Below are 26,736 nucleotides of genomic sequence, written 5' to 3'. Positions count from 1 at the left end.
CGTTTAACAGGAAAATAACTTATAGATAAATTGCAGGTACTGCCTTTAAACCTGCAATGCAAAGAGCAGAAAAAGACTTATTTGTTACGGGGTTTCATCTCCTGTAACAGCATGGTGCCCATAACGGTTCGGTATTCAGCCCGATCTCCGCTTTCACTTTCCATTTTTTCCATGCTTTTCTTGGCCCATTCCATATACTCGCCGCGGCGTTTTTCATTTTCGTCTTCAGACGCCCACTCTGTAAATTCCTGAACGATATAAATATCAGGTTCATCGGAACGTGCATGCATGTTGTAAAGTACAGTATAGCTTTGCAGCCATTCTTTGGAGACCGCAAACTCCATATTTTTGCGCCATTCACTGGCTAACCATTTACTGTATTTGAGGCTTGCCCCATCAGCTGTTTTTATCCCCGTAACTTCCCAGTAGTTACCGCCAATGAAAGGGGGTTCGTGGTCATCAGCATAGGTATTTTGAATAGTTAAAAAACTAAAGACACAAAATAATACACCTCCAATCAATTGTTTTTTCATCGTGTTGCCCTCGTTGGTATCTGCAAAATAGCAGGTTGCTTTAGAACCCTAGACGCAGAACACTGAATTGTCTATTTTTTAATCAGGTGTAAAGTTATTTAAATAGAAAGGGAATGGCAAGACAGATGCCCAGTAATACAAAACTCCAGCAAACCAACCCACCAAGGACAGTGTTGCTGGCGCCTTTTATACTTGGCAAGACGGTGGTGGAGGAGCCTGGTTTCACGGCTGTTATGCTTAGCGCCACCAGAACCGTAACGCTAAACCCAATGGCATTCCACCAGAACCAGAACAAGGGCGCATCCAGTAACCACAGCAAAACATTGGTCAATACGCCAGTGGTCAGGCCGATATTTACCGCCAATGCAGAAGTGCTGCGAGTATGTATTCCCAGCAAAAACGTGGCTAGCACAGGGCCATAAAACACCGAGCCAATTTTGTTTATAGCTTCAATAACAGTAGGCGCGATATCGCCTGCATAAGCTGACAACAGCAGCGTTACAATACCCCAGCCAATACCTGCCAATCGCGCCTGACGTACATATTCCTGGTCAGATAAACGGCGTCCCTTCAGTCTGTTTATATCTTCTACTGAAACTGCAGCCAGACTGTTAATTGCAGAACTCAGGGATGACATAGCTGCAGCCATTATGGCGACCACCAAAAAACCCACCAGCCCACTGGGCAGATATTCCACAATAAATATCGGCATCATCCAGTCAGGTTTTCCTTCAGGAATCTGATTCATCAACTGTTGGTTGTTTAGGAAGAGGGTACCGATGACCAGACCAGTGGCGCAGTACAACAGGGTTATAGGGAAGCGTAAAAGCGCTACCGCCGCCAGCATTTTTCGCAGGTCGGTAAGACTACGTGTTGATAGTGACCGTTGAGCCTCCGACTGATCGCAGCCATAATAGGAGGCATAAAGAATTACCCCGCCAAATAGCATAGGCAGTAAGCCAAAATCAGCACCGCCAAGGCCTGCAGAGTCAGTGTTTATCGCAAGCAACCTGTCAGGTTGTACAGCAGCCATCACGTTACTGATGCCTCCGGCAGCATCCAGCGCCACAAATAAACACAGTGCCGCGCCGCTGACAATAAGCAACATCTGCAGAGCGTCGCCATATACAACGGCTTTCATGCCACCCATGGCGGAATAAATGAGTGTAATTACGCCAATCAGAGCAATCGCATGAAATTGTTCAAGGCCAATGGTCCCTTGTAAAATCAGGGAAATAGCGTAAATCATGATGGCGGTGGCAAATGAGCGGCTGAGCTGGAATACAAAACTGATAAGAAGACGGGTGGAGCGTGTGAAACGGCGCTCAAGGTAATCATACACGCTGACTACCCCTGCCTTGTGGAGTGATGGTAATAAGCGCCATAACATAAGCGCAACCGCGGCAGGCAACGCCAATTCATAAGAAAGCCAGATCAGTCCGCCGCTATCACGCAAACCTACAAATGCGGGTGCAGAAATAAAGCTGATAGCAGATAGTTGGGTAGCCATCACGGACAAAGCAATCGCGGGCCAGGACAACGTGCGCCCGGCTAAAAAATAATCCTTACCATCACCATGTCGGCGATATGCGGCGCCCAATAAAAGCATTCCCGCTAAATACGCCGCAATTATAATGTAGTCAAGTGTGGTCACACCCAATCATCCCTGAAGAGTTAGCGGCCTGTACCCCACAATAAATTGTCAGGCCGCTTCATAATACCGTTTTCAATAACGAACCCATTTGCCCGGTCACTGGCAACCAACACCGGGCCGTCCAGGTCCACAAATTGCGCGCTGCCAGCGAGCAGGTAAGCCGGTGCCATAGCAAGTGACGAGGCCACCATACAACCAACCATAATATCCAACTCATGATGTCTGGCGGCTTTTAACAATGAGCACGCCTCGGTAAGCCCCCCGGTTTTATCCAGTTTAATATTAATGGCCTGATACTTACCCACTAACGCTTTTAACGACGCGGTGGTATGGCATGATTCGTCAGCGCAAAGTGGCACCGGACACTGATAAGTGGCCAGGGCATCGTCTTCGCCAGCGGGTAAGGGTTGCTCAATCAATGCCACATTTAGTCTGGCCAGGGCAGGGGCTACCTGCTCAAGCAGTGGCATTGTCCAGCCTTCATTGGCATCAATTATAAAATGACTGTCTGGGCATACTTCGCTGATAGCGGTAACTTTGTCAATGACATCTTCCGGGTCAAGTTTGATTTTAATCAGCTCAGTCTTGCTAAAAGCTTTAGCATCCTGACACATCTTTTGCGTGGAACCCACACTCACAGTCTGAGCGGTGACACATGATTTTATTTCCTGCAGACCAATCAGTTTAGCCACAGGCTGGCTTTCAATCTTTGCTTTGAGATCCCACAATGCACAATCAAGTGCGTTACGTGCAGCACATGCTGGTAGTGTGGCATTGAGCCTGCGATGATCATCAATATGTTTGATTGCTGAGCGGGCACACTGAATTTTTTTCAATGTATCTTCAATACTCTGGCCATACCTTGCGTAAGGTACCGACTCGCCCCAACCGGTATATTCGCCATTGGTAACAGATACAACCACCACATCGGCCTGACTTTTGGCGCCTCTGGAGATGGCAAATTCCTGCGCTAAAGGCAGCGATTCATGATGGGCTTCAATCGTTAATTTCATAATTGGCGTACCAGTTCGTCAACACCATGCCTGACCGGATCCACGCACGGCAGATTAAATTGGGCGCTGGTTTGCTGGCACCAGGCGGTTGCTTCAGCATCAGTTACCGCACTGGTGTTCACCGCAATTCCAATAACCTGTGCTGCAGGATTAGTGAGCCGGGCAGCGCTAACATTCAGGTTTATGGTTTCTTCGATAGATGGCTGCGGCACGTGGGGTAACCCGCGCATGTGGCTGCGCTTTAATGCATGACATATGACCAGCGCATCTGGTTGTGAGCCATGCAGCAATCCCAGACTGACTCCTGCAAATGCAGGGTGCGATAAAGACCCCTGTCCCTCGATAATATCCCAGTGTTCAGGTGTATTATCCGGACTCAGCACTTCTGCGGCACCTGAAATAAAATCGGCAATGACGCAGTCTATAGGAATGCCTTCTCCGGCTACCAGAATGCCACTTTGTCCGGTGGCCCGAAAGGTCGCCGAAATATCATTTTGTTGCAGCGCCCGGGTCAGGCTCAAAGAAGTATACATTTTTCCTACTGAGCAATCTGTGCCAACGGTAAGCAAGCGTTTACCGCTACGTTTTTTACCCGTTCCAGTTTTCAGTTTCAGGCTAGGGTGGCGAATATCCACAAGCCTGACATCGGCATCCTGTGCTTGTTTCACCAGTTCTGGATAGTTGCTTAGCTTATCGTGTAAACCGCTAACTATATCCATTCCAGCGTCAATGGCTTTGAGGATATGTTCAAGGTAGCGTTCGTCCAGATGGCCACCACTGTTGGCAAAGCCCAGAATAAAACTTTTTGCCCCGCGTTCCGCGGCCTGATCGATATCCAGTGCCGGACAACCTGTGGTCACCTCACACCCGGGCAGCGCATATTCGCCCAGGCATTTTTCGGCACGCCAGTCAGCCACGCTACGGGCCATTTTAATACTCAATGGGTCGGTAGCATCGCCTATAAAGAGCAGGTAGGGAGACTGAATCACATCATTTCCTTGGATTGTAGGGATTGAAAATACCGGGCAAGCTTTGATACGCACAGCCGGCAGCTTGGATTATTTACCTGTCAGGGTTCTTTTGTGGCTCGAAACATCTCAATATGTGGGATACCGTCTTCATCATAAGCCTCCCCTTCACAGATAAATCCGAAGCTTTCGTAAAAGGCGCGCAGATGTAGTTGCGCAGAAATACGCATCGCCCGGGTGCCAAACGTTGCTTCACTGCATGCAAGTGCTTTCGCCACGAGTTGGCGTCCGAGTTGACGGCCGCGCATAGTCGGAGCCGTTACGACACGACCCATAGCAGGCTCTGAGTATTTAATTCCAGGTTCAAATAGCCGGGCGTAGGCGACTAGCGTCTGTGCCTGCCAACCCAGTAGGTGCCAGGCCTGTAAATCCAGCGCATCAATATCTGGGTATAAACAGGTTTGCTCCAGCACAAAAACCGCCTGACGGAGCTGGTACATCCCATGAACATCCCGCGCGCTAAGCGAGTCAATCTTCGCCCACTGCCATTGCATAAAGTCTCCTTTGCTGGTTTAGCTAAACCAGTAACCTAGCGGGAATCATGCCGAAGGTAAATGAATTGGAGACAAAAAAACCCGCTTAAAGCGGGCTTTTTTAATTTTTACTTTTCGATCTCACTCATCAAGAAAGCTACGCAGCTGCTCAGAGCGGCTGGGGTGGCGAAGTTTTCTCAACGCTTTAGCTTCGATCTGACGGATCCGCTCACGGGTAACATCAAATTGCTTACCCACTTCTTCCAGCGTATGGTCAGTGTTCATATCTATACCAAAGCGCATTCTCAATACTTTTGCTTCACGGGCTGTCAAACCAGCCAAAACTTCCTGGGTAGCGCCTTTCAGACTACCACCAGTCGCTGAATCCAGTGGCTGAATAATGGTACTGTCTTCAATAAAGTCGCCCAGATGTGAATCTTCATCATCGCCAATCGGCGTTTCCATGGAAATCGGCTCTTTAGCGATTTTCAGCACCTTACGAATCTTATCTTCAGGCATTAACATGCGTTCGGATAATTCTTCAGGGCTTGGCTCACGTCCCATTTCCTGCAGCATCTGACGTGATATACGATTCAGTTTGTTGATAGTTTCAATCATATGCACAGGGATACGTATGGTGCGCGCCTGGTCAGCTATAGACCGGGTAATTGCCTGGCGTATCCACCATGTAGCATACGTAGAGAACTTGTAACCGCGGCGGTATTCGAACTTATCAACCGCCTTCATCAGACCAATGTTACCTTCCTGGATAAGATCTAGGAATTGCAGCCCTCGGTTGGTGTACTTCTTAGCAATAGAAATAACCAAACGCAGGTTGGCTTCCACCATCTCTTTTTTCGCGCGGCGGGCTTTGGCCTCACCGATAGACATCCGGCGGTTGATATCTTTAATGTCAGCAATGACCAGGCCGGTCTCCTGCTCAACCTGCGTCATTTTTGACACACTACGTTCTATATCTTCTTTATGCTGGGTCAGCGCATCACTGTAGCTACGGTTCGCTTTGATAGCTTCGTGCAGCCATTTTGTCGATGTCTCGTTGCCCGCAAATGCCTTGATAAAGTCTTTCTTAGGCATTTTGGCGTTAATGACACTGTACTTCATGACCAGGCGTTCCTGGATCCGTACTTTGTCCATCATGCCACGCATGTTTTTAACCATACGATCGAATTGCTTGGGCACCAGGCGGAATTCTTTGAAAATTTCGCTCAGGGCAACAATTTCTTTTCGGGCATCAGGATGCGAACGCCCCTGCGCTTCAATAACGTCCCGTGCTTTACCGTACTGATCCCTCAGTTCAGCGAACTTCTCCCGAGCCTGCTCAGGATCAACACCGCTATCATCTTCTTCTTCAGCATCCTCATCATCGTCGTCCTTTTTGTCATCGTCTTCATCTTCAAGCTCTTCTTCTGAAAGCTCTGAACCGATGTGAGTCGCCGTCGGTGCTAAATCCCGATCATCGTCGGGGTCAACAAATCCGGAAATGATATCGCTAAGACGAATCTCTTCAGCCTCATACAAATCCCATTGTTCAAGCAGATAAGTAATGGCTTCAGGATACTCTGCCACAGACGATTGCACCTGATTGATGCCATCTTCTATGCGCTTGGCAATTTCAATTTCACCTTCGCGGGTCAAAAGTTCAACCGTTCCCATTTCCCGCATATACATGCGAACCGGATCGGTGGTGCGGCCTATCTCACTTTCAACTGTTGCCAATGCCTGGGCAGCAGCCTCAGCTGCATCCTCATCGGCGGTGGTTTCCTGCATAAGCAATTCGTCAGAATCCGGAGCGGCTTCTGACACCTGAATGCCCATGTCATTAATCATGCGAACAATATCTTCGATCTGATCAGAGTCGACTATGTCTTGCGGCAGGTGGTCGTTTATTTCTGCAAAAGTTAAGTAACCTTGCTCTTTACCTTTTGCAATCAGGAGTTTAATCTGAGATTGCTTGCTTTGCGCCATAGAACCTACACTTCTCACAATTATTAATTAAGCAAAAAAGCACATTCAAGCTGACGTTTTGTCCGTTGCTCGTCCATGCTTGCTGTCGTTTTGTCACCGCACCTGTCAGAGCGCGCTGCCCTGTTTTCGGTTGAAAATTGTTCCGCAAATAAGTACGTAAACTTGCAGCGAATTGACCAGTATAGCAGACAAATGCCCATTTATACTAGGCTACAGGCATGTTTTTCAAACAAAAATAATATCTGCTAATGCATCGATTGACGTTCTTTCATCAGCATAGTCAGCTCTTCTTTTTCCGCTCGGCTAAGTGGTTGGATCCGCGAGCGTGAAAGTAAGGTTTCAATACGACTATCAAAATGCCAATCCAGCAACCGCGCGAAACTATCTTTGAAAACCCGTTCCTGTTCTGTCTCGCTGACCAGGTGTTCCTGTTGCAGTAACTTAGCGATAGCAGAAGAATGGGGATGATCGCGGAAGTTTTCAATAAGCTGGGCCGTGGTTGTTCGCGGATGCTGTATACAGTAATGGTGAATATCTGTAAGCAGGTCAATGCCCGCAATGCCGCTGCCTCCCAACAGCTGCGGCATCACCTCATCGCAACGCGCCGCCAGGGAGGGCGTGTCCAGCAACAGGCGAACCAGGGTGCGCACCGGTGACAGACGGGTTTTCTGCACGGTGTGGCGACTGGCTCCGCCGCCCGGCCGGGATGCGTGCTGATTGGCCTGCGCAATATCCTGTTGGAGCCTGAAACGATCGTACTCGCCAGTATGTTTGGCCAGTTCTTCGGCTAACATTGCGCGTTGATTTTCACCTGCAACACTATCAATAAGAGGCTGCGCCGCTGTCTTTAACGCCAGTTTACCTTCTGGTGTGCCCGCCTCATGAGTCTTTAACAGGGTTTCAAAGAAGAAACGGGACAGGGGCAGCGCCTCCTTATCAAGCATGGTTAATAATGGTTCTGCACCCACACTTCTTACCATTGTGTCAGGATCCTCGCCATCGGGTAAAAACATAAAGGTGAGCTTCACGCCATCCTTTAAGACCGGCAGCGCATTTTCCAGTGCACGCCACGCGGCCTGGCGACCGGCATTATCACCATCGTAACAGCATACAATATGGTTGGTGGAGCGCATTAACAGGCTCAAATGATCAGGCGTTGTGGCAGTACCCAGGGCAGCGGTAGCGATATTGATATCAAACTGACTGAGCGCCACCACATCCATATAGCCTTCCACCACCATAATTTTGTCGAGATGGCGATTATTCTGACGGACCTGATAGTAGCCAAACAGCTCTTGCCCTTTATGAAAAATGCGGGTTTCTGGCGAATTGAGGTATTTCGGGCCGTTATCACTTTCCAGCACGCGGCCACCAAATCCGACTACCCGCCCTCGACGATCCCGAATAGGAAACATGATGCGATCGCGGAAAAAGTCATACTGCTTGCCGTTATCATTTTGATTAACCAGCTTAAGCTCGATAAGCTGATTAACTCGCTGCGAGGTCGTGCCGAATGTTTTAAGGACACCATCCCATTCGCTGGGGGCGTAACCAATGTCCCACTGTTTAACTATATCGCCGGACAAGCCACGACCTTTCAGATAGGTGATAGCTTTTGAGCTGTTTGGGTGACTGCGTAGCTGATGCCGGTAGTATCTGGCTACCTGTTCCATCAAGCTATAGTCGTCTTCCTGCTGCAGTTTTTTGGCCTGACTCATTGCCGGCGTGGTGCCTTGCTCCCGCGGAACTTCAAGACCGTGTAACTTGGCCAGCTCTTCAATTGCCTCGACAAACTCCAGTCGATCAAATTCCATCAAAAAGGAAATAGCATTCCCGTGGGCGCCACAACCAAAGCAATGATAGAACTGCTTATCCTGACTTACAGTGAAAGAGGGGGTTTTTTCATTATGAAACGGGCAGCAAGCCTGATAATTTTTACCGGCTTTTTTAAGTTTGACCCGGGTGTCAACAATATCGACAACGTCGGTTCTGGACAGGACATCATCGATGAAATCCCGAGGTATTTTTCCGGCCATGAATTTTGTTTTCTAAAAGAAAGCAGTTACTTTAACAAGATGGGAAAATGGCGCAACAGTGAATCGTTGCGCCGAAATCGCTTTAGCTGTTTAAACGGGCTTTGATTTTGCCGCTCAGTGCACCCATATCAGTGCGACCCTGAACATTGGGTTTCAACTGCCCCATGACTTTACCCATATCCTGCATGCCACTGGCACCAGTCTGAGTCATAGCCTCATCAATCAGCGCATCCAGCTCTGCATCAGTCAACGGCTGCGGCATAAAACTTTCAATCACGCTGATTTCAGCACGCTCTGTAGCCGCAAGATCTTCACGTCCGGCATCATCGTACTGCTTTGCAGCATCCTGACGCTGTTTGATCATCTTCGTCAAGACTGCCAGTACATCGGCATCACTTAACGTAATCTGCTCATCAATTTCGCGCTGACGAATAGCAGCGACTGCCATTCGGATGGTGCCCAGACGAACTTTATCTTTAGCTCGCATGGCATCTTTCTGCGCATTTTTTAATTCTTCAATTAAAGCCATGGCAGGACCCTATAAAAAGAAAGCCTTATAAACGACAAAGGTGCCAGCAGGCACCTTTGAGAATAACCACTATCTTAGTAGAGTTTTACGCGACGTGCGTTTTCGCGAGCCAGCTTTTTCAAATGACGTTTCTTCGCTGCAGCTTTCTTGCGCTTACGTTCCCACGTAGGCTTTTCGAAAAATTCACGACGACGAACTTCTGACAGAACGCCTGCTTTTTCACAAGAACGCTTGAAACGACGAAGCGCGACGTCAAACGGCTCGTTTTCTCTAACTTTAACGATAGGCATTAAGTACTCACCTCAAAATTATCACAGTTGAACCGGGCAATTTATGCTCAGAAAATGGCACCCGGGTTAAAAATGGTGCGAAATTCTAATCATTCGCGGACCAAATGTAAAGCCAGAATTGTTAAAAAATAGCCAATTTGCTGCCAAATCTACGATCCACCATTCCCAGCCCTCATCATACGCGGTAAACTCCTGCCGTCTTTTAAGCAGGTATGGGTCAACTTATGCGTATTCTGGGAATCGAAACTTCCTGTGATGAAACCGGTATCGCGGTCTACGATGATCAGCAAGGGTTATTATCTCACGAATTATACAGTCAGGTAAAACTGCATGCTGATTATGGCGGGGTGGTGCCTGAACTAGCCTCCCGGGATCATGTCCGTAAAACCCTGCCTTTAATAGAAAAAGCCATGCAGGACGCTAAAACCTCGCCGCGCGATCTGGATGGCATCGCCTTTACCCAGGGGCCAGGGCTGGTAGGCGCTTTGCTGGTGGGGTCTTCCGTAGGTCGCGCCCTGGCTTTTGCGTGGGATATACCAGCGGTAGGTGTCCATCACATGGAAGGGCATTTACTGGCACCTATGTTAGAAAAGGAAAAGCCCGACTTTCCGTTTGTGGCCTTACTGGTATCCGGCGGCCATTCTATGCTTGTCAAAGTCGCCGGACTGGGGCGATATGAGGTGCTGGGGGAATCCATAGACGATGCGGCCGGGGAAGCGTTTGATAAGACAGCCAAATTGCTGGGGCTGGATTATCCGGGCGGGCCGCTACTGGCCAAATTGGCCGAAAAGGGTGAACCCGGCCACTATCAGTTCCCAAGGCCTATGACCGACCGCCCGGGCCTGGATTTTAGCTTCAGCGGCCTCAAAACATTCGCCGCGAATACCATTCGGGGTGCTAAGAGTGATGAGCAGACCCACGCCAATATTGCCTATGCCTTTGAGGAGGCCGTGGTGGATACATTAATGATCAAATGTCGCCGGGCGCTTAAGCAAACCGGCATGAAGCGGCTAGTGATTGCTGGTGGTGTGAGTGCTAATAAACGGCTACGAGCGGCGATGGAAGGCATGATGAAAAAACTCCACGGCGAGGTGTATTATCCAAGTCTTGCTTATTGCACTGACAACGGCGCAATGATTGCCTATGCCGGGATGCAGCGACTCAAAGCCGGACAAACCGTAGATCTCAGTGCCACCGCTAACCCCCGGTGGCCGCTGGATACCCTGCCGGCCGTTGATTAAGGCTGTGTCATCATTGTGTAAAATGCGCGTCATCAGGCTGACATGGCTAGCCGCGAGACTTTCAAAAAGATGTTAACGGAAGCTATCAATGTTACGATTTTTACTGAGCTTTTGTCTGGGCCTGATAATGCTCAGCATGGAAGCGACTGCCAAACCCACCAACAACCAGCACGTGGTACTTATTTCAGTGGACGGGCTGCGCCATGATTATATAGAAAAATATCAGGCTGAAGCACTGGCCAACATTGCAAAACAGGGAATAAGGTCCGAACGGTTGATACCGGTTTATCCGGCAAATACCTTTCCTAATCATCTCTCGGTCATTACCGGGCGGTATCCGGTCAACCATGGCATTGTGAATAATCGGTTCGCCGATAAGACAAGGCCGAAGGGTAACGGGTTTGCCCATTACGCCATGGGTAAAGGAAACCAAGACAGTACCTGGCTTAACGGAACGCCATTGTGGAATTTAGCAGAGTTAAATGGTGTTAAAGCTGCCACCTATTTCTGGCCTGAGTCTGATGCCCGGATAAACGGGCGCACGCCAACCTACTATTATCATTACTCCAAATATGCAGATTATCAGGCGCGTGTGGACCAAATTATTGACTGGCTCACACTGCCCGCCGAGACTCGCCCACGATTTATCGCTGGTTATTTTTCACTGGTCGATAGTCAGGGACATAACTTCGGGCCTGACGCGAAACAAACAGAAGATGCGGTGACCCGCATAGATGCCCTGTTGGGCCAGCTTTATAAGCGCCTGCAGACTTTTGATTTCCCGGTAAATGTGATTATTGTTTCTGATCACGGTATGCAACAAACCGATGCCAGCAAAAAAATCTTATTAGAAACACTATCCATCGATTCAACGTTGTTTGAGGTGGTCAATCAGCATACTCAGGTGCATATTTACGCCCGGGGAAAAAACGCGTCGCAACAGATAACTAAGCTGGAAGGTCATCTGGAGAGTATTGCAAATCAAGGCTTCAAGGTAATGAACTCCACGCTGCGTAAGAAGTATCATTATCCGGTCACTGCCCGGACCGGCGATATTGTGTTGCAGGCACAGCCCGGGGTTGTCTTTGCTGACAATGAACAAAGTAATATTAAGCCTGGCGCGCATGGATACTGGCCAGAGACACCGGCGATGGGGGCGACCTTCATAGCGGCAGGCCCTGCATTTAAAGTAGATAAGCAGCTACCACCGATGAGTAATCTTGAGATCTATCCGGCCGTTGTCCACATTATGGGTTTGCCTTTACCGGATGATATCGATGGGACGCTGGAAATTATCCGACAAGGCTTAGAGTAGGCGCGTGTTGAATCTTACAGGCGGGCTTAAGGCTGACCATCAGATTTGAGCTTGCCCTGCTTATTCCAGACTCTGGTTTCCTCACCTTTCAACAGACGCTGAATATTAGCCCGGTGACGCAGAATAATCAGCAAAGACAACATCGCCACAGGTAGGGTATATAACGGCTTGATAAACCAAACATATACCGGCGCAAGGGCGACAGTGATGATAGCTGCCAATGATGAATAACCCCAGATAAACAGGGCTACACACCAGGTGAAAATAAGCAGGGCGCCGAATTGCAAGCCGATGGGCAGCATTGCCCCAAAAGCAGTCGCCACCGCTTTGCCGCCTTTGAACCCAAAATAGAGCGGAAAAATATGGCCCAAACAAGCGGCAATACCGATCAGCCCCAGCGCCACCGCATCAATACCTATCCAATAGCTGATGTATACCGGCACGGTGCCTTTCAATATATCCATGACCAAAACTAAAATAGCGGGAATTCTACCGCCCAGGCGATAAACATTAGTTGCCCCCGGATTCTGTGAGCCCGCCTGTCGTGGGTCGGGTAGCCGGTATAACTGGCAGATGACGACAGCACTGGAAAGTGAGCCGCACAGGTAAGCAATGCTCACCATCAAAATTATCGTTGCAATCATGTTATACGGCCGATGTTCAGGTTACACTTGCTTCACACTACTAAAAAGCGCGTAAATGCGCCAGTCACATACGCATGTCAGCGACTGAGCGATAGTGCGCCAGCTAACCAAATTGGCTGCAATTTATGGATCAGATACATATTCAGGAACTGGGTGTTGATGCGCTTATCGGCGTTTATGACTGGGAACGAAAGCAAAAAACACATTTGCTGATTGACCTGACCATCCAGGCTGACTTGCTTCGGGCCCGGCACAGTGACGATGTAGCCGATACTATCGACTACGCTGTGCTAGCTGAGTTTATTCAATCCGAGGCTACCTCTACTCAGTTTGAGCTGCTGGAAGCCCTGGGGCATTTTCTGTGTAATGCGGTACTTCGCGCATTTCCCATCGCCGCTATTTCCCTGGCCATTACCAAACCAAATATTCTGCCTGACGCAAAAGCGGTTACGGTGACTATTTCAGCAGCGCGTGATCAATGATAAACAGAATTCTTATAAGTGTTGGCTCGAACATTGAAAGGACCGAGCATATCAGGGCGGGCGTAGCGGCGCTAAAGCAACATTTCAGCCATGTGATTTGCTCTTCGGTTTACGAAAGTGAAGCCGTAGGCTTTGATGGGGCCACCTTTTACAATTTGGTGGTATGTGCTTGTACAGGGCTGGATGTGGCGCAAGTCAACGACAGGTTAAAGCAAATTGAAAAAGAGAATGGAAGGACACACACGGAAAAAAAGTTTTGTTCCCGTACTCTTGATCTGGATCTTTTGACCTTTAACGACGTAGTGACTGCGCACCCGATACCCCTGCCCAGAGAGGAAATTCTTTACAATGCCTTTGTGCTGCGGCCGCTGGCTGAACTGGTGCCAGAAGATATTCATCCACAGGTTCAAACAACCTATCGGGTGTTATGGCAAACATTTGAAGACAATAACCAGCCTTTGTGGCCAATAGCTTTTGACTGGAGCGATGTATAAGCAATGACGCTTTTTGAAATTATTGTGTTGGCAATTATTCAGGGAATCACTGAATTTTTGCCCATTAGTAGTTCTGCACATTTGATTTTACCTGCCGAACTGTTGGGGTGGGTGAATCAGGGGCTGGCATTTGATGTTGCTGTTCATGTGGGTAGCTTGCTCGCAGTTATGATTTATTTTCGAAACGATATTTATTGTATGGCAGGTGCCTGGTTGACCCGGGGGTTTACAAAACATCAGACCCAGGATAGCAAGCTTGCCTGGTATGTTATTCTGGCCACCATTCCGGCGGTGGTCGCAGGCTTTTTGCTAAAAGACTGGATTGCTGTTAACGCACGCAGCGCACTGGTTATTGCCTGTACTACCATCGTCTTTGGCTTGTTACTGTGGTACGCCGACAGGGCTGCCCGCCACACCAGAGACTTATCGAATATGGGTCTGAAAGGGGCAATTATTATTGGTCTGGCCCAGGCTATTGCATTGATTCCCGGCACCTCCCGCTCAGGAATTACCATGACGGCAGCGCTAATGCTGGGGTTCAATCGGGAAAGTGCCGCCAGATTTTCGTTTTTGCTATCTGTACCCGTTATTCTTGGCGCTGGTACGCTGGCCGTTCTGGAATTAGTACAGTCTGGCGAAGCAGTAGACTGGGGCGCTCTGTTGTATGGCGCGGCCTTTTCGTTTGTCAGTGCCTATCTGTGTATTTATCTGTTTTTAAGCTGGATCTCCCGTATCGGCATGCTGCCGTTTGTAATATACAGGCTGGTGCTGGGTGCAGTGTTACTGTGGTTTGTCTTCGCGTAAAATGCGTATAAAACGTCAGGCCACTATTTGAAAATAAAAGGATATAGCATGTCTGAGACTATTTTTACTAAGATCATAAATCGCGATATCGAGGCGGAGATTCTGTACGAGGATGAACAGTCGCTGGCGTTTAAAGATATTAACCCCCAGGCTCCGGTACACTTTCTGGTAATCCCAAAAAAAGCCATCGCCACCATTAACGATATTACCGAGGCAGATGAGGCACTGGTAGGTCACTTGTCAGTTGTGGCGGCAAAGGTGGCTGATGAGCTGGGTATCGCTGATGAGGGTTATCGTACGGTGATGAACTGTAATGAATTTGGTGGGCAGAGCGTTTATCACATTCATTTGCATGTAATGGGTGGAAAGCTATTAGGCTGGCCTCCATACACTGACAAACCCAAAAATTTAGAATAAAAAAGGGAGGCTAAGCCTCCCTTTTTCTCGCTGAAGATAAGTTACAGGCCAAGCTGCGCTTTGCCCTGGTTAAAATGAATATCTACCGGGATATCAGCTTTTTCCAGTTTAGCCAAATCACTGGCCAGTTCAGGTTTTATTACGCCCATTTTTTCTACCAGCTGAGTCACCCCCTGATAGTCGCCGTCGCCTTGTAAAATAAGGATTTTTTGCGACAGCGTTTTTACAGCATCCTGCATTTTTTCCATATTTACCCGATAAAAGCCGTCTTCGGTTTTTTCGAATGCACCTTCCTGGGCAAAATAATTAAAGCGGATCATGTTAGCTTTACCGTGCGCACTGGAAGCGCCAAAGCGCACTGAGCGGAAAATTCCAGCCATAAAGGTCACATAGTAGTCCTCTAACGCGCCCTCTGTTATCTCACCTTTTTCCAACAGGCTTTGAACCATATATAGCCCCAGAATGTCCGCTTTGCCTTCTTCAAGTGCCGAAGCATGTTCTTTCAGTGCCGACCGCACTGTACCTTTGCCATCCAGCGTATTTTTTATGCCCAGACCGTGGGCAACTTCATGAAACATGGTATTGGCAAAAAAAGCATCAAAAGTGATGTGTTCACGTTGTGAAGGAACAATCAATTGTTTGGATATCGGCATCAGGATATGCTCAAATTTTGCCTGCATGGCATTTTTCAGCTGTAGTCGGCGAGTACCTTTTTCCAGCTGTACACGCTCATCATTGGGCAGATTGATGGCTATGGTTTTGCTGCCAGCATTGGAGTGTCCAGCATAATAAATAACGTCATAGGCGCCTAAATCGGCGTCTGACCCGGGCATTTCAGCTTTATATTTATCAGGAACAGGTAAGCCGCGCTGAAGCTCTGGTAGAAACTGAGCATATTTCGATAGTTTTTCGCTCCAGTCTTTGTCCTTCAACAACACATAGGCTTCAAATGCTGCCCGATAACCAAATAGCTGGTCTTCATAGGTTTCAATGGGCCCGATCACTAGTTCAACCGGATTGCTCTTCATATCCATCCAGGCCATATCTGAATCAAGATATTCATTGCTCAGCAACGCCTCTGCCCGCAGCCTGAGGTATTTAGCAAAGTCTTTGTCGTCAGCCAGTTTGGCAGCCTCTTTCAATAATTGTGAGGCCTCCGTTAACTGTGCCTGGTAAGCTTTAGAATAAGGGATTGTATAGAGGTCGCCGTTATTATTGCGCCTGACCAGAGAGTAAAGGCCTTTTTTATCTTCAAACTCGGCATGTTCGAACTCTTCTTTGGTCATATCTTCAGGATAGAACTGCGCCCCTTCAGGTTTGCTGTCAAACGTTGATAAAAAGGCCGCGTCGCCGTTCAGTCTATCCCACGGACCATAATTAATTTGTGCAAAATGGGCGATATCCTCATTGGTCAGGCTGTTTAAGAATGCTGATTTTTCACTCCCAAAAGCCTGCTCCCAAAACAGGTCATCCATGACTATTGCAGCATCAATTAATTTCGCCACCATTTGTTTTTGGTTATCGCTCAATCGGCTAAGATCGGCATCCAAAGCCACAGGCTGGTAAATGAACAGGCGTTCTTTGTCGATAGTGAGTTGTTGTTCTTGCTGACTGTTATTGTCAGTGGTTGTAACAGGCTGTTGTTCGGCGCTTTGCGCTGTCGCTGTATGTTCAGGTGAATCGCTGCACCCGGCAGCAAGCAATGTTGAAGCCGCCAGCGCAAGTGCGGTTTTTTTTAATTGAATGTTAGCCATGATTCTCATTTCTATTCGTTATTTTATATTGGGCAAACAGAGGCCCTGTAATTGTTACTTAGCCGCCAGCAATCTGCCAGCCGGGTAATGTTACCAAGCATAACCATTGTTGCCGGGCAAGGCTATAGTATCTGATACGCTGGACTCTATTTGCACATGTGCGCAGTATGATATTGACTGCTATATTAATTTTGAAGGGAAGGGTGCATGCCATGTTGAAACTAATAAGCAGCTTTCGTTTCCCCATATTTTGAAAATAAAAATTATCATGCCGTAATAAGGACGATGTATGTCTACAGAAAATGCATTACTTTCGATACTGGTGGAAAAAGTCAATAACGATACCCTGGTCTTACCCACGCTACCGGCTATCGCTCTACAGGTCCGCCGGGCTGCTGATGACCCGAATATCAATCTTGGCCGGATGGGCGAGGTTATCAGTAAAGATCCATCGTTAGCGGCAAGAATCATAAAAATTGCCAACAGTGCTTATTTAGGACGTACCGTCAAAGTAAATTCAGTCAGCCAGGCGGTTACCAGAATTGGTTTACAACAAATCAAAAATGTTGCTACTGCACTGGCGATGGAGCAGTTGTTCGTATCAAAAAATACCTTAGTAGGTGAATACCTGAAAAAGGAGTGGACAGATACTATCGAAGTGGTTGCTAATGCACTGGCCGCGTTGCAGATTTATGCGAATAAGTCGAATAAACGGGAAATCAGCGTAGATACTATGACGCTCACAGCGCTGGTGCATAATATTGGTGTTTTACCGATTTTGACCGAAGCCGAACGCAACGAAGATGTATTCGCGAACCCAACCTTTCTGGACGAGGCTATTCAAAAAGTTTCCGGCCCGATTGGCGGCAGTATTATGCGTGAGTGGGGCTTTGGTAATAGCTTTGTTAATTCAGCTGAACACTGGAGAAATATCGCGATGGTACCTAAAACACTGGGTTACCTAGATTTTGTTCGGGTAGGTGCTGCTCTGGCCGGACGTATGGACGAGCAAAAAGAGGTCGTGCTGACCCGAGCGGTAGAACGGGGCGCGCTAACCAGCCTGGAAGACGTAAAGACCGATGAATTTACAGAGTTACGCGATAATGCCAGGCAGATATTTGCCTGATTAACGTAGCGGCGCCGTATGTGCTGAAAGGCTGCGGCGTTTTTCCAGCGCGACCATTGTCAGCCCCAGCCCCAGCCCCCATACTGGCGCACCCAGCTGAAACAAGCTCATGCCGGATGCTGTGCAAACCAGGGTCATAAGCGCTGCCTTTCGATAGCGCTCCTGCACCATGCTGTTAAGCAGTGCACTTTGCAGGGTACCCAGCAGTGCCAGGCCAGCTAACAGATGGATCACCACGTCGGGCATATGGGTAAATAAGGTCACCACAAGACCCGCCGCCAGTCCTAACAGAATATAAGCGATGCCGGCGATCACTGCAGCCAGATATCGATACTCGCGTTGGCGGCCTGCATCCTCACCCATACAAATCGCTGCAGTAATCGCTGCATAATTAAATGTAAATCCGCCCATGGGCCCAAGCCCCATCTGCAACGCGCCCAGACCCGCTAAAACCGTTCTGTGATCAGGTTGGTAGTCGTAGCTTTTCAGAATTGCCATACCAGGAACATTCTGTGAGAGCATAGTGATCACAAACAACGGGAGAGCCAGACTAATACATGCTGTTACAGAGAACTCCGGGGTGATCCACACTGGTAAAGCAAGGTCTGCCTGCCAGTCCAGCTGCGTGAGATTCCCCGCCCAAATACTACATGCCACACCCAGTGCCAGCAGTAACATCATCAGGAAGCGCGGAAATAATTGACCGGCAATAATATAAGTGATTACAAACAGCGCGGTGATAAGAGGGGCCTGACTGACATCAACAAACACGTTCAGACAAATAGGCAGTACTATCCCGGCCAGAAGTGCCGATGCGATATTCGACGGGATTGCAGTGATGAATCGCATCAGCGGACGATTAAGTGCACATAAAAAAGTCAGTGCCCCTGCTATTACAAATGCGCCAATGACTTCAGCCAGCGGAAAAACCGCTGCCGCACTAATCAAAAATGCTGCCCCCGGGGTGGACCAGGCCGTGACCACAGGCATTTTGTACCAAAGTGAAAAAACAATACAGCTTACGCCCATTCCAATCCCCAGGGCAAACAGCCAACTGACAACCATGGAGCCAGATGAGCCGGCAGCTCTGGCCGCTTCTATCACCAGCACTACAGCACTGCTATAGCCAACAACAACAGCTGTCAGTCCGGCAGCAATATGGGATACAGAAAGAGCTTTGGTCATGGTGCACTCCTTTACGCGAGGGTCGTAGCTGGTAGACTGTGCGTTAAAGCGCACATGCAGTAATTTATCACCGTGCGTTATAACGCACAAGGGCGGGATGATGAAAAAAGATTCTACTGAAATTACCCGGCAAATAGCTTGTCAGCTGAAAAAGCAGAGACAACAAAAACGCTGGTCTTTGGATAGAACGGCTCAGGCTACGGGTGTTTCCAAGGCCATGCTGGGTCAGATCGAGCGCGAAGAGTCAAGCCCAACAATTGCAACATTATGGAAAATAGCTACCGGCCTGCAATGCTCGTTCTCTTCATTTATCACATCTGAAGACAGTGTGGCTAATACGTTTAGCGAGCAGAAACTCGCTACATTTCGCCATGATCCGCATATGCAGGTGGCCACTTTATTTACGTTTAATCCTATGACTCGAATGGAAGCATTTGAAATTACGCTGACCAACCAACATGAGCAGATATCTACCGCCCATGCCAGCGGTGTACTGGAGCACATCCACGTGTTACAGGGAGCGCTGTCCGTGTGGCAGGGAGAAAGCTGGCAGCAAATAGATGAAGGAAAGCAGTGCATTTTGCAGGCAGACAAGGAGCACGGTTATCGTGACGAGGCGGGCCAAACTACATTTATAGATATCATCTGCTATCCGTAATAATGCTGTTGACAGCATCCGGTTTGAGGGGAGCATTGTCGATATGTTGAGTTATAAATGAGTTGCAGTGTGGACATAACCGGGTGATAAAATAGGACCGGCAAAAAAGACGAGCAGTCAGCATGCTTTTTTGCCGGCTTACACGCTACGCTTCGTTCAGTTTCAGGGTTTTTCGCATTTCATCCAAAAATACGCAAAGCTCCGAAGACATTAGCGTAAACTCTGCATCCAGTCGGGCAGGAGCCTGATCTTTTGGAATATCTTCCATTTCCTCTTTAATCCGATCGGTGAACTTAATTCGTTTGAAAGAGCCATCCTCGGCGATTAATGCAGTCAGAGAATCCTGCCACGCAAAGCCAATTTTTTGCACCAGCTTGCCAGAGTCCAGGTGGAGCTGAATTTCCTCACTGTCCAGCGGCTGGTTTTTGCATCGGATAACGCTTTCTAAGTCATCGGTAGACTTAAGTTCTGCTTCTTCCAATAGTTCAATATTGTCCGGCGCACCGTCCGTTAGCCAATGGGTTAATTCAGACTGCAGGCTATGACGGGCCAGCGGTACGACGGGTAACGAGGTAATGGCTTTACGAACCATAGCCAAAAACCCTTCGGCTTTCCCATCTGAAGAGCTATCGATAACTACCAGGCTATCAGGAAGCGATATAAATCCATGGGTGTAGCTGTTTTTTGTAAAGGCCCGGGGCATCAGCTGAGTGATGATCTCCTGCTTAAGATCAGCCTGCGCTTTTTTCCCCACCGGCGAACCGGTTTCCGCTTCAATCTTGGCTACTTTTTCAGCCAGTTCAGCGTTAACAACTGTCGAGGGAAGAATACGTTCCTGTTTTTTTATGGTGATCCAGTACCGTTCCTGTACTTTGTGAAACATCATCGTATCCTGTCCCACCTGTGAAAACGGTGAAACAAAACCACTGGTGGCCAGATCCTGGCTACCACAGGGACGAAACGCGAATTCGCGCAATGCATTTTGCAAATCGTCGTCATCTAACGATAACGGTTGGGTTATTTGATAGGCTTTTATATTTTTAAACCACATTACCACACGCTACTTTGAAAATTACGGGCGGCAAGCGTATCAACCGGCTCCCCTTCGCGCAACGGCCTTAAGTGTAAATTTCAGGCCCGCTGTCGAGGAAAGCGGATATGGTAACGTAGTCCTTTTCCAGGTGTACTGAAGGGAGTTATGCTACCATTCAGTGCCTGAGTCACCAGATTGTACATAATGTGCGTGCCCAGGCCAGAGCCGCCCCGGCCCTGGCGGGTAGTGAAAAAGGCATCAAAAAGTTTATCCAGTTGATCGTCCGTAAGCCCCTTACCATTGTCCGTGTAATCCATGACTACTTCATCTTCGTCCAAAGACACGGTGAGGACGATACGACCATTATGTTTATCTTCAAATCCATGCAGCAGCGAATTCATGACCATATTAGTAATAATCTGCGCGATAACGCCTGGTGCACAACGAATATACAACCCCTCCGGACATTCAATATGAAATTTGTGGGTGGTATGCTTGAAGCTGGGCTTAAGTGATTGCATGACTTCGTCAATATACTCGCCCAAGTTAAATTTACGTTCGGCGTTGCTGGTCTGATCCACCGAGACTTGTTTAAATGATGCGATAAGCTCACAGGCACGCTGCAGATTTTTCATTAACAACGTTGTGGTTTGATGAGACTCATCCAGAAAGTTATGCATCTGCCCGGCAGTCAGCGTTTTCTCTTCAAAGCCTTTTTCCAGTTTCTCGAGTCTGTCTTCCAGAAAACTGGCCGCAGTAATACTTACCCCGATAGGCGTATTTACATCGTGGGTAATCCCAGCCACCAATCCGCCCAGTGTTGCCATTCGCTCTGATTCAAGCAACTGATCTTTAGCCTGGTTCAGTGTTTCCATGGAGCTGGCCAGTTCGGCGTTGCGCTTTCGTAGTTCGTCCTCTACTCGCTGACGATTTTCAATTTCAGCCCGTAACTCTCGCTGATTGGCAATTAATTCATCTTTCTGCTGCTCCAAATCCAGCATGATTTGAGACAATGACGCGGTTTTTTTCGCAACTTCCTGTTCAAGCAAGAGGTTCTGCTCATCAATTTGCTGGTAGCTGCGTTCGAGTTTTTGCTGCGTCCCCTGCAACCTGTCCTGCGACACAATTAAATCGTCAATTACCTGATTATAACAATTCTGCAAATGGCGCAGTTCATTTTCATCTTCAATAAACACAGCGATTTTTGAGTCTTTGGGGTGGTCGGGATCAAAGGCGCTCATCTGTTTGGTAATACTGGTAAGGGGGTCCGAAAGCAGGCGCTGAAACGCGGTCATGAAAAGAAACACCAGAAAGGTAGTTTTAACGATGGCATTACCAATCAGGAAAAACACACCCACTTCAATACGACTGAAAATAATATCAAAGCTGGAATAAAGGGTAACGTCACCGACATGGGATGCGCGGCCAGAAAATTCAAAGATAAGCGGAAAGCTATAACCAAAAACGCCGCCTGGATGGTCACGCATGATGCCACTGTTTACAGGTTGTCGCGACTGTTCCTTTGTATTACCCAAATCCGCAATGTATTCACCGGTTTCGTCCCGAATCTGAACACCTTCAACAATAGGCAGCTCCATCAACCCTTTGGCGATAGATAACGCCTGAGGCGTATTTAATTCCCAGATGGCACGGGTAAGACTGGTGGAAAAGGTGTTTTTGAGGGTTTTTAATTCACTTTCTATATTTTGTTTAGTACTCAGGTACTCGGTAAAAATCTGGCCTGCGGTTACGATGAAGGTCAATATAAAATAAACCGACAGCACGCGAGTCAGCAGTTTTTTAGACAAGCCGCTTTTCACCGGGGTCATGTGAAACCCATACCTAAATCTGATTTATCCATAATACGCCCAGAATATGCACAAATACGGGTTTTAACAAGCACATTAATCAAAAGGCGCAATTACCTAAGTTTGCTCAAAAACTTGACATATAAGTGTAACCCATTTAATAAAACTGTCACAGATACGATGAATAATGGCGGCGTTTAATTATGAGCAGGAAAACCTCTATGTCTCGAACAGTGTTATTGGTTGAGGACGAAGCGCCAATCCGTGAGATGCTTAAGTTTGTGCTTGAGCAGTCAGGTTTCGATACCATTGAAGCGGAAGATTATGATATCGCAAAGGACAAAATGTGTGAGCCATATCCAGACCTTATTTTGCTCGACTGGATGCTACCCGGCGGCAGCGGTGTACAACTGGCCAAACATTTAAAGCAGCATGAATTTACCCGGGACATTCCGGTGATAATGCTGACCGCCCGGGGCGAAGAGGATGATAAAATCCGCGGGCTGGATGCCGGCGCGGATGACTATATTACTAAGCCGTTTTCACCTAAAGAGCTGGTGGCACGAATCAAGGCTGTGATGCGTCGGGTTACGCCTACCTCCAACGAAGAGCCCATTGAGTTTAACGGCCTGAAGCTTGAGCCTACGTCGCATCGCGTGTCAGTTAATGATAAAGCGCTGGACATGGGGCCGACTGAATTCAAGTTACTGCACTTTTTCATGACCCACCCAGAGCGGGTTTACTCAAGAGAGCAGTTGCTGGACAACGTATGGGGCACCAATGTGTATGTAGAGGATCGCACGGTTGACGTGCATATCCGCCGGCTGCGCAAGGCCATTGCCGCAGAGAATCATGATGCGATGATTCAAACCGTACGTGGCGCAGGATATCGCTTTTCAACAAAATAGCTTTTCTTACAGGCACAGTTCTCTAAACTGTGCCTGATACCACGCCAATTTAAAACCCAAGGTCAAATTCGCCACTATGTACTATCCCTTTTCCTGGATGAAAAGCCTGCTTCGCTTATTCGGCTATTTGCTGATATTTGCTGTGGCGGGATGGTATCTGGACGATATGATGTTCGCCATTACATTAGGCGCAGTAACCCTGCTGGCACTTAATTACTGGCAGTTGTTAAAACTCAACCGCTGGTTGTGGCATAGTCGAAAAATGTCGCCGCCCACCGTCAAAGGAGTGTGGGAACATATTTATGAGGGAATATATTATCTTCAGCGGCGTAACCGAAATAAACGTAAAGAGTTAGGTGAGCTGGTTAAACGATTTCGGGAAGGCTCTGAAGCATTGCCCGACGCCGCTGTGGTGGTGGATGCTAAGGCCAATATCATCTGGTGCAACCGCCTGGCGCGGCTGGATTTAGGCCTCAAATGGCCGGCCGATGCAGGTCGCCGGCTTGATAATCTTATTCGACATCCTGAATTTATCGCCTATTTTCATGCCGGGAACTTTGATCACCCCATTGAGGTTCCGGCGCCGACTAATCCCGGTAAAACCTTCGAATACCGGATTATGCCTTACGGCGACGCGCACTTGTTACTTATCGCACGGGATATCACCCGGGTTTCACAACTGGAAGAAATGCGAAAAGATTTTGTGGCGAATGTCTCCCATGAATTGCGTACGCCACTGACGGTGCTGCAGGGGTATCTTGAACTGTTGCCTGTAGATGCCATGGAAGATCCGTTTCAGGCTAAAGCAATTAATGAAATGAGTGCGCAGACGCAGCGTATGCAAAATTTGGTAGAAGATCTGCTAGTCCTCTCCCGCATTGAGGCCAGCTCAGAACGTATTTATGAAAATGTCGTCAATATGCCAGCGATGTTTAAACAAATGGAAGCGGAAGCTCAGGCCCTGAATAAAGAAAAGCAACATACCATCAATTTTCATGTGGATGCTGCACTTAAAGTTTTTGGCGTGGAGACAGAGTTACGCAGTGCCTGCTCCAACCTGGTGTTTAATGCCGTTCACTATACCCCGGCGGGGGGCCAGATTGATGTTTACTGGCAGGCCCGGGATGACGGCGCCCGCTTTGCAGTCGTGGATAATGGCGAAGGCATTGCGCAAAATCATCTGGCCCGGCTCACCGAACGCTTTTACCGGGTAGATAAAGCCCGCTCGCGCAAGACCGGTGGTTCCGGGCTGGGTTTATCAATCGTCAAGCATGTCCTTTCCCATCATAACGCCAGGCTGGAGATCACCAGCAAAGTAGGTGAGGGCAGTGAGTTTTCATTTTTGCTCAGCCAGGAGTTAGTAGCAGGGACATAATGCGAGCCATTTTATCGATTATTTTCTTGTGCCTCATAGCAGGCAACGCATTTGCTGAACGCGAAACAAAAGCCGATCGCGTGCCCGAATATACCCGCCAGCCTGGCGTCGCCGGCAAAATCACGTCAGTGGGTTCAGACACGCTGGCTAATTTGATGGCTTTCTGGTCGCAGGAATTTAAAACCCTCTATCCGCAGGTAAAGTTTCAGATACAGGCCTCCGGGTCCTCTACCGCGCCGCCCGCTCTTACTGAAGGTACCGCTACGCTTGGGCCTATGAGCCGGGCACTTAAACCCAGCGAAATTCGTGAGTTTGTGCGCGAGCATGGCTATCCTCCTACGGTGTTGCGGGTGGCGATGGATGCAATCGCGATCTTTGTCGAACGCAGAAACCCATTGCATGGGCTTACGTTACAGCAAGTGGATGCTATTTTTTCACATACCCGCTTTTGTGGTGGGGCTGAGCCCATCACAAAATGGCATCAACTGGGGGTCAACACCGGCATTAGCGATTCACCGATACGCTTGTTTGGGCGTAACTCTGTGTCAGGTACCTATGGATTGTTCAAAGTGATGGCGTTGTGCGACGGTGACTTCAGGGCGACGGTGAACGAACAGCCTGGCTCGGCTTCGGTGGTCCTGTCTGTGGCGACCAGCCGCAATGGCATGGGATACGCAGCCTACGGCTATAAAACAGCGGGCGTGCGTGCTCTGCCGATTGGCAGCTCAACAGATACTCTGATTCCGCTTACCCTGGACACGGTCCGTGACGAGACATACCCCTACGCCCGTTTTTTGTATCTGGTGATTAATAAAGCCCCCGGCGAGCCTTTACCAAAGTTAGAACGAGAATTTCTACGGTTTATTCTATCCAAACAAGGCCAGCAACAGGTTCAGAAAGACGGCTATTTTCCGGTTCGCGACGATGTACTGCTGCGCCAGCGAAGGTTAATCGGGGGGGCGCAATATGACTAAACTGCCTGGTAACTGGAAGCGTTGGATCGTTGAAAACCTCTTACGCGGCGTGCCCGCGACGACACTTCATCACACGCTTATAAAAGAAGGCTTTTCAGATTCGCTGATTCGCCCCTTGCTGGCCGGAAACTTGCCGGACGATTTTGCTTACCCATACGACAGCCGCTATTTTTCGGCGCTGGCCCGACCATCTGTAATACAGCATCCTCAGAGTTCACTGGTCAGTTTCAGTACCCCGACACTTCAGCTGTATCAGATGGATGAGGTGTTTAGCCAGGATGAATGCGCGCAGCTATGTTCTGTAATCAAACAACATCTTCGTCCGTCAGACATTTCAACTGTCAGTTCAGGAACTTCACAGTCATTTCGAACCTCTTCCACCTGTGATCTGTCCCAGGTTGATCAGGCCTTAACAGATTTGGCAGATAAACGGATCCAGAGTTTATTTGGTCCGGATTTTGGGGTGGGTGAGCCGATTCAGGCCCAACATTATGCCCCGGGGCAAGCGTTTAAGGCGCACACCGATTATTTCGAGCCTGCCACTTCTGAATACAGACGTTTTGCTGCAGAGTCAGGTCAGCGCACCTGGACCTGCATGGTGTATCTCAATGTCGTTGAAGAAGGCGGGGATACTGAATTTTTGCATATTGGTAAGCGCTTTTCGCCGCAGCCGGGCCGGGCGCTGTTTTGGAACAATCTGGATCTGGACGGGAATGTGAATACCGCCACGCTTCATCAGGCGCATCCTGTCATAAATGGCGAGAAAACGGTTATTACCAAGTGGTTCAGAACGCCCTGCTAACGTCTCTTCTATCTTATTTGAAAAACCTTAAAGCACTGATTTATAAAAAGAAAAATACACCTCCTAAAAAGTTCACTGCCAAATATAAAACTTTTGTTACACCAAAACTAATGTAACAAAAATGTCATCAAGCGCATGTAGGCTTCTCCTGTCTTTTTACAAATACATAGTCTT

At 48.3% G+C, this 26,736-nt stretch carries 26 protein-coding genes; 12 read left to right on the top strand and 14 right to left on the bottom strand.

All coding sequences use genetic code 11. The features are described from left to right. Positions 1-77: 77 nt before the first annotated feature. From F458_RS0107695 to rpsU, 9 genes are all read right to left on the bottom strand, one after another. Positions 78-533 (bottom strand): hypothetical protein, encoded by a 456-nt coding sequence (locus F458_RS0107695; RefSeq protein ID WP_018982823.1) that lies wholly within the window; start codon positions 531-533, stop codon positions 78-80. Between the two features lie 94 nt (positions 534-627). Next, entirely contained in the window at positions 628-2,187 is a 1,560-nt protein-coding gene (locus F458_RS0107690; protein ID WP_018982822.1) for a sodium:solute symporter family transporter, read from the bottom strand. A gap of 20 nt (positions 2,188-2,207) precedes the next feature. Next, positions 2,208-3,200, bottom strand: coding sequence for an N-acetyl-D-Glu racemase DgcA (gene dgcA, locus F458_RS0107685; protein ID WP_018982821.1), 993 nt, complete (start codon positions 3,198-3,200; stop codon positions 2,208-2,210). Then, positions 3,197-4,189: an N-acetyltransferase DgcN gene (dgcN, locus tag F458_RS0107680; protein ID WP_018982820.1), complete on the bottom strand. Its 993-nt coding sequence runs from the start codon at positions 4,187-4,189 to the stop codon at positions 3,197-3,199. Before dgcN ends, dgcA begins: the two co-directional genes overlap by 4 nt. A gap of 80 nt (positions 4,190-4,269) precedes the next feature. Further along, positions 4,270-4,722, bottom strand: coding sequence for a GNAT family N-acetyltransferase (locus F458_RS0107675; protein WP_018982819.1), 453 nt, complete (start codon positions 4,720-4,722; stop codon positions 4,270-4,272). A 120-nt stretch (positions 4,723-4,842) separates the two neighbouring features. After that, positions 4,843-6,687: an RNA polymerase sigma factor RpoD gene (rpoD, locus tag F458_RS0107670; protein WP_018982818.1), complete on the bottom strand. Its 1,845-nt coding sequence runs from the start codon at positions 6,685-6,687 to the stop codon at positions 4,843-4,845. A 245-nt stretch (positions 6,688-6,932) separates the two neighbouring features. Next, positions 6,933-8,723, bottom strand: coding sequence for a DNA primase (gene dnaG / locus F458_RS0107665; RefSeq protein WP_018982817.1), 1,791 nt, complete (start codon positions 8,721-8,723; stop codon positions 6,933-6,935). 82 nt (positions 8,724-8,805) lie between these two features. Then, positions 8,806-9,252 carry a GatB/YqeY domain-containing protein gene (locus F458_RS0107660; RefSeq protein WP_018982816.1) on the bottom strand — a complete coding sequence of 149 codons (447 nt, stop codon included), beginning with the start codon at positions 9,250-9,252 and terminating at the stop codon, positions 8,806-8,808. Between the two features lie 74 nt (positions 9,253-9,326). Further along, a complete protein-coding gene (gene rpsU, locus F458_RS0107655) occupies positions 9,327-9,542 on the bottom strand; it encodes a 30S ribosomal protein S21 (protein ID WP_012517258.1) in 216 nt (71 codons plus the stop codon). Between the two features lie 224 nt (positions 9,543-9,766). Between rpsU and tsaD the strand changes: the two genes are divergently transcribed. After that, complete coding sequence (gene tsaD, locus F458_RS0107650; protein WP_026294568.1) at positions 9,767-10,783, top strand: tRNA (adenosine(37)-N6)-threonylcarbamoyltransferase complex transferase subunit TsaD; 1,017 nt, start codon at positions 9,767-9,769, stop codon at positions 10,781-10,783. An 88-nt stretch (positions 10,784-10,871) separates the two neighbouring features. Next, positions 10,872-12,098: an alkaline phosphatase family protein gene (locus F458_RS0107645; RefSeq protein WP_018982814.1), complete on the top strand. Its 1,227-nt coding sequence runs from the start codon at positions 10,872-10,874 to the stop codon at positions 12,096-12,098. Positions 12,099-12,124: 26 nt separating this feature from the next. On the opposite strand, the gene plsY is transcribed toward F458_RS0107645, so the two are convergent. Continuing rightward, the gene (gene plsY / locus F458_RS0107640) at positions 12,125-12,742 is read right to left on the bottom strand and encodes a glycerol-3-phosphate 1-O-acyltransferase PlsY (RefSeq protein ID WP_018982813.1); all 618 of its coding nucleotides are present in this window, start codon (positions 12,740-12,742) and stop codon (positions 12,125-12,127) included. Between the two features lie 125 nt (positions 12,743-12,867). Here plsY and folB point away from each other — a divergent pair, with 125 nt between their 5' ends. From folB to F458_RS0107620, 4 genes are read left to right on the top strand one after another with little or no spacing between them, the layout of a single operon-like run. After that, on the top strand, positions 12,868-13,224 hold the full coding sequence (folB, locus tag F458_RS0107635; protein WP_018982812.1) for a dihydroneopterin aldolase: 357 nt from the start codon (positions 12,868-12,870) through the stop codon (positions 13,222-13,224). Next, positions 13,221-13,718, top strand: coding sequence for a 2-amino-4-hydroxy-6-hydroxymethyldihydropteridine diphosphokinase (gene folK / locus F458_RS0107630; protein ID WP_018982811.1), 498 nt, complete (start codon positions 13,221-13,223; stop codon positions 13,716-13,718). The genes folB and folK overlap by 4 nt, the downstream gene beginning before the upstream one ends. Before the next feature lie 3 nt (positions 13,719-13,721). Next, positions 13,722-14,522 carry an undecaprenyl-diphosphate phosphatase gene (locus tag F458_RS0107625; protein WP_018982810.1) on the top strand — a complete coding sequence of 267 codons (801 nt, stop codon included), beginning with the start codon at positions 13,722-13,724 and terminating at the stop codon, positions 14,520-14,522. Between the two features lie 48 nt (positions 14,523-14,570). Further along, on the top strand, positions 14,571-14,939 hold the full coding sequence (locus tag F458_RS0107620; RefSeq protein ID WP_018982809.1) for a histidine triad nucleotide-binding protein: 369 nt from the start codon (positions 14,571-14,573) through the stop codon (positions 14,937-14,939). A gap of 41 nt (positions 14,940-14,980) precedes the next feature. On the opposite strand, the gene F458_RS0107615 is transcribed toward F458_RS0107620, so the two are convergent. Beyond that, complete coding sequence (locus tag F458_RS0107615) at positions 14,981-16,702, bottom strand: dipeptidyl-peptidase 3 family protein (protein ID WP_018982808.1); 1,722 nt, start codon at positions 16,700-16,702, stop codon at positions 14,981-14,983. Between the two features lie 280 nt (positions 16,703-16,982). Here F458_RS0107615 and F458_RS0107605 point away from each other — a divergent pair, with 280 nt between their 5' ends. After that, positions 16,983-17,819, top strand: coding sequence for an HDOD domain-containing protein (locus tag F458_RS0107605; RefSeq protein WP_018982806.1), 837 nt, complete (start codon positions 16,983-16,985; stop codon positions 17,817-17,819). Here F458_RS0107605 and F458_RS0107600 read toward each other — a convergent pair whose 3' ends face one another. Beyond that, the gene (locus F458_RS0107600) at positions 17,820-19,004 is read right to left on the bottom strand and encodes a benzoate/H(+) symporter BenE family transporter (protein ID WP_018982805.1); all 1,185 of its coding nucleotides are present in this window, start codon (positions 19,002-19,004) and stop codon (positions 17,820-17,822) included. Between the two features lie 100 nt (positions 19,005-19,104). Between F458_RS0107600 and F458_RS0107595 the strand changes: the two genes are divergently transcribed. Then, a complete protein-coding gene (locus F458_RS0107595) occupies positions 19,105-19,662 on the top strand; it encodes an XRE family transcriptional regulator (RefSeq protein ID WP_018982804.1) in 558 nt (185 codons plus the stop codon). A 145-nt stretch (positions 19,663-19,807) separates the two neighbouring features. On the opposite strand, the gene rdgC is transcribed toward F458_RS0107595, so the two are convergent. Together rdgC and F458_RS0107585 are read right to left on the bottom strand one after the other, a co-directional pair. After that, on the bottom strand, positions 19,808-20,713 hold the full coding sequence (gene rdgC / locus F458_RS0107590) for a recombination-associated protein RdgC (RefSeq protein WP_018982803.1): 906 nt from the start codon (positions 20,711-20,713) through the stop codon (positions 19,808-19,810). Positions 20,714-20,793: 80 nt separating this feature from the next. After that, positions 20,794-22,524, bottom strand: a complete 1,731-nt coding sequence (locus tag F458_RS0107585; protein ID WP_018982802.1) for a sensor histidine kinase — start codon at positions 22,522-22,524, stop codon at positions 20,794-20,796. A 200-nt stretch (positions 22,525-22,724) separates the two neighbouring features. Here F458_RS0107585 and phoB point away from each other — a divergent pair, with 200 nt between their 5' ends. From phoB to F458_RS0107565, 4 genes are all read left to right on the top strand, one after another. Then, a complete protein-coding gene (gene phoB / locus F458_RS0107580; RefSeq protein WP_018982801.1) occupies positions 22,725-23,411 on the top strand; it encodes a phosphate regulon transcriptional regulator PhoB in 687 nt (228 codons plus the stop codon). Positions 23,412-23,487: 76 nt separating this feature from the next. Then, entirely contained in the window at positions 23,488-24,786 is a 1,299-nt protein-coding gene (gene phoR / locus F458_RS0107575; RefSeq protein WP_026294565.1) for a phosphate regulon sensor histidine kinase PhoR, read from the top strand. After that, complete coding sequence (locus F458_RS0107570) at positions 24,786-25,760, top strand: PstS family phosphate ABC transporter substrate-binding protein (protein WP_018982799.1); 975 nt, start codon at positions 24,786-24,788, stop codon at positions 25,758-25,760. The genes phoR and F458_RS0107570 overlap by 1 nt, the downstream gene beginning before the upstream one ends. Continuing rightward, on the top strand, positions 25,753-26,562 hold the full coding sequence (locus tag F458_RS0107565; protein ID WP_018982798.1) for a prolyl hydroxylase family protein: 810 nt from the start codon (positions 25,753-25,755) through the stop codon (positions 26,560-26,562). The genes F458_RS0107570 and F458_RS0107565 overlap by 8 nt, the downstream gene beginning before the upstream one ends. Positions 26,563-26,736: the final 174 nt, after the last annotated feature.

Origin of the sequence: Salinimonas chungwhensis DSM 16280 (assembly GCF_000378185.1) — a bacterium.
GTDB classification, from domain to species: domain Bacteria; phylum Pseudomonadota; class Gammaproteobacteria; order Enterobacterales; family Alteromonadaceae; genus Alteromonas; species Alteromonas chungwhensis.
The sequence above is the reverse complement of the archived record's forward strand: the minus strand, read 5'-3'. Positions and strand labels throughout refer to the sequence as shown.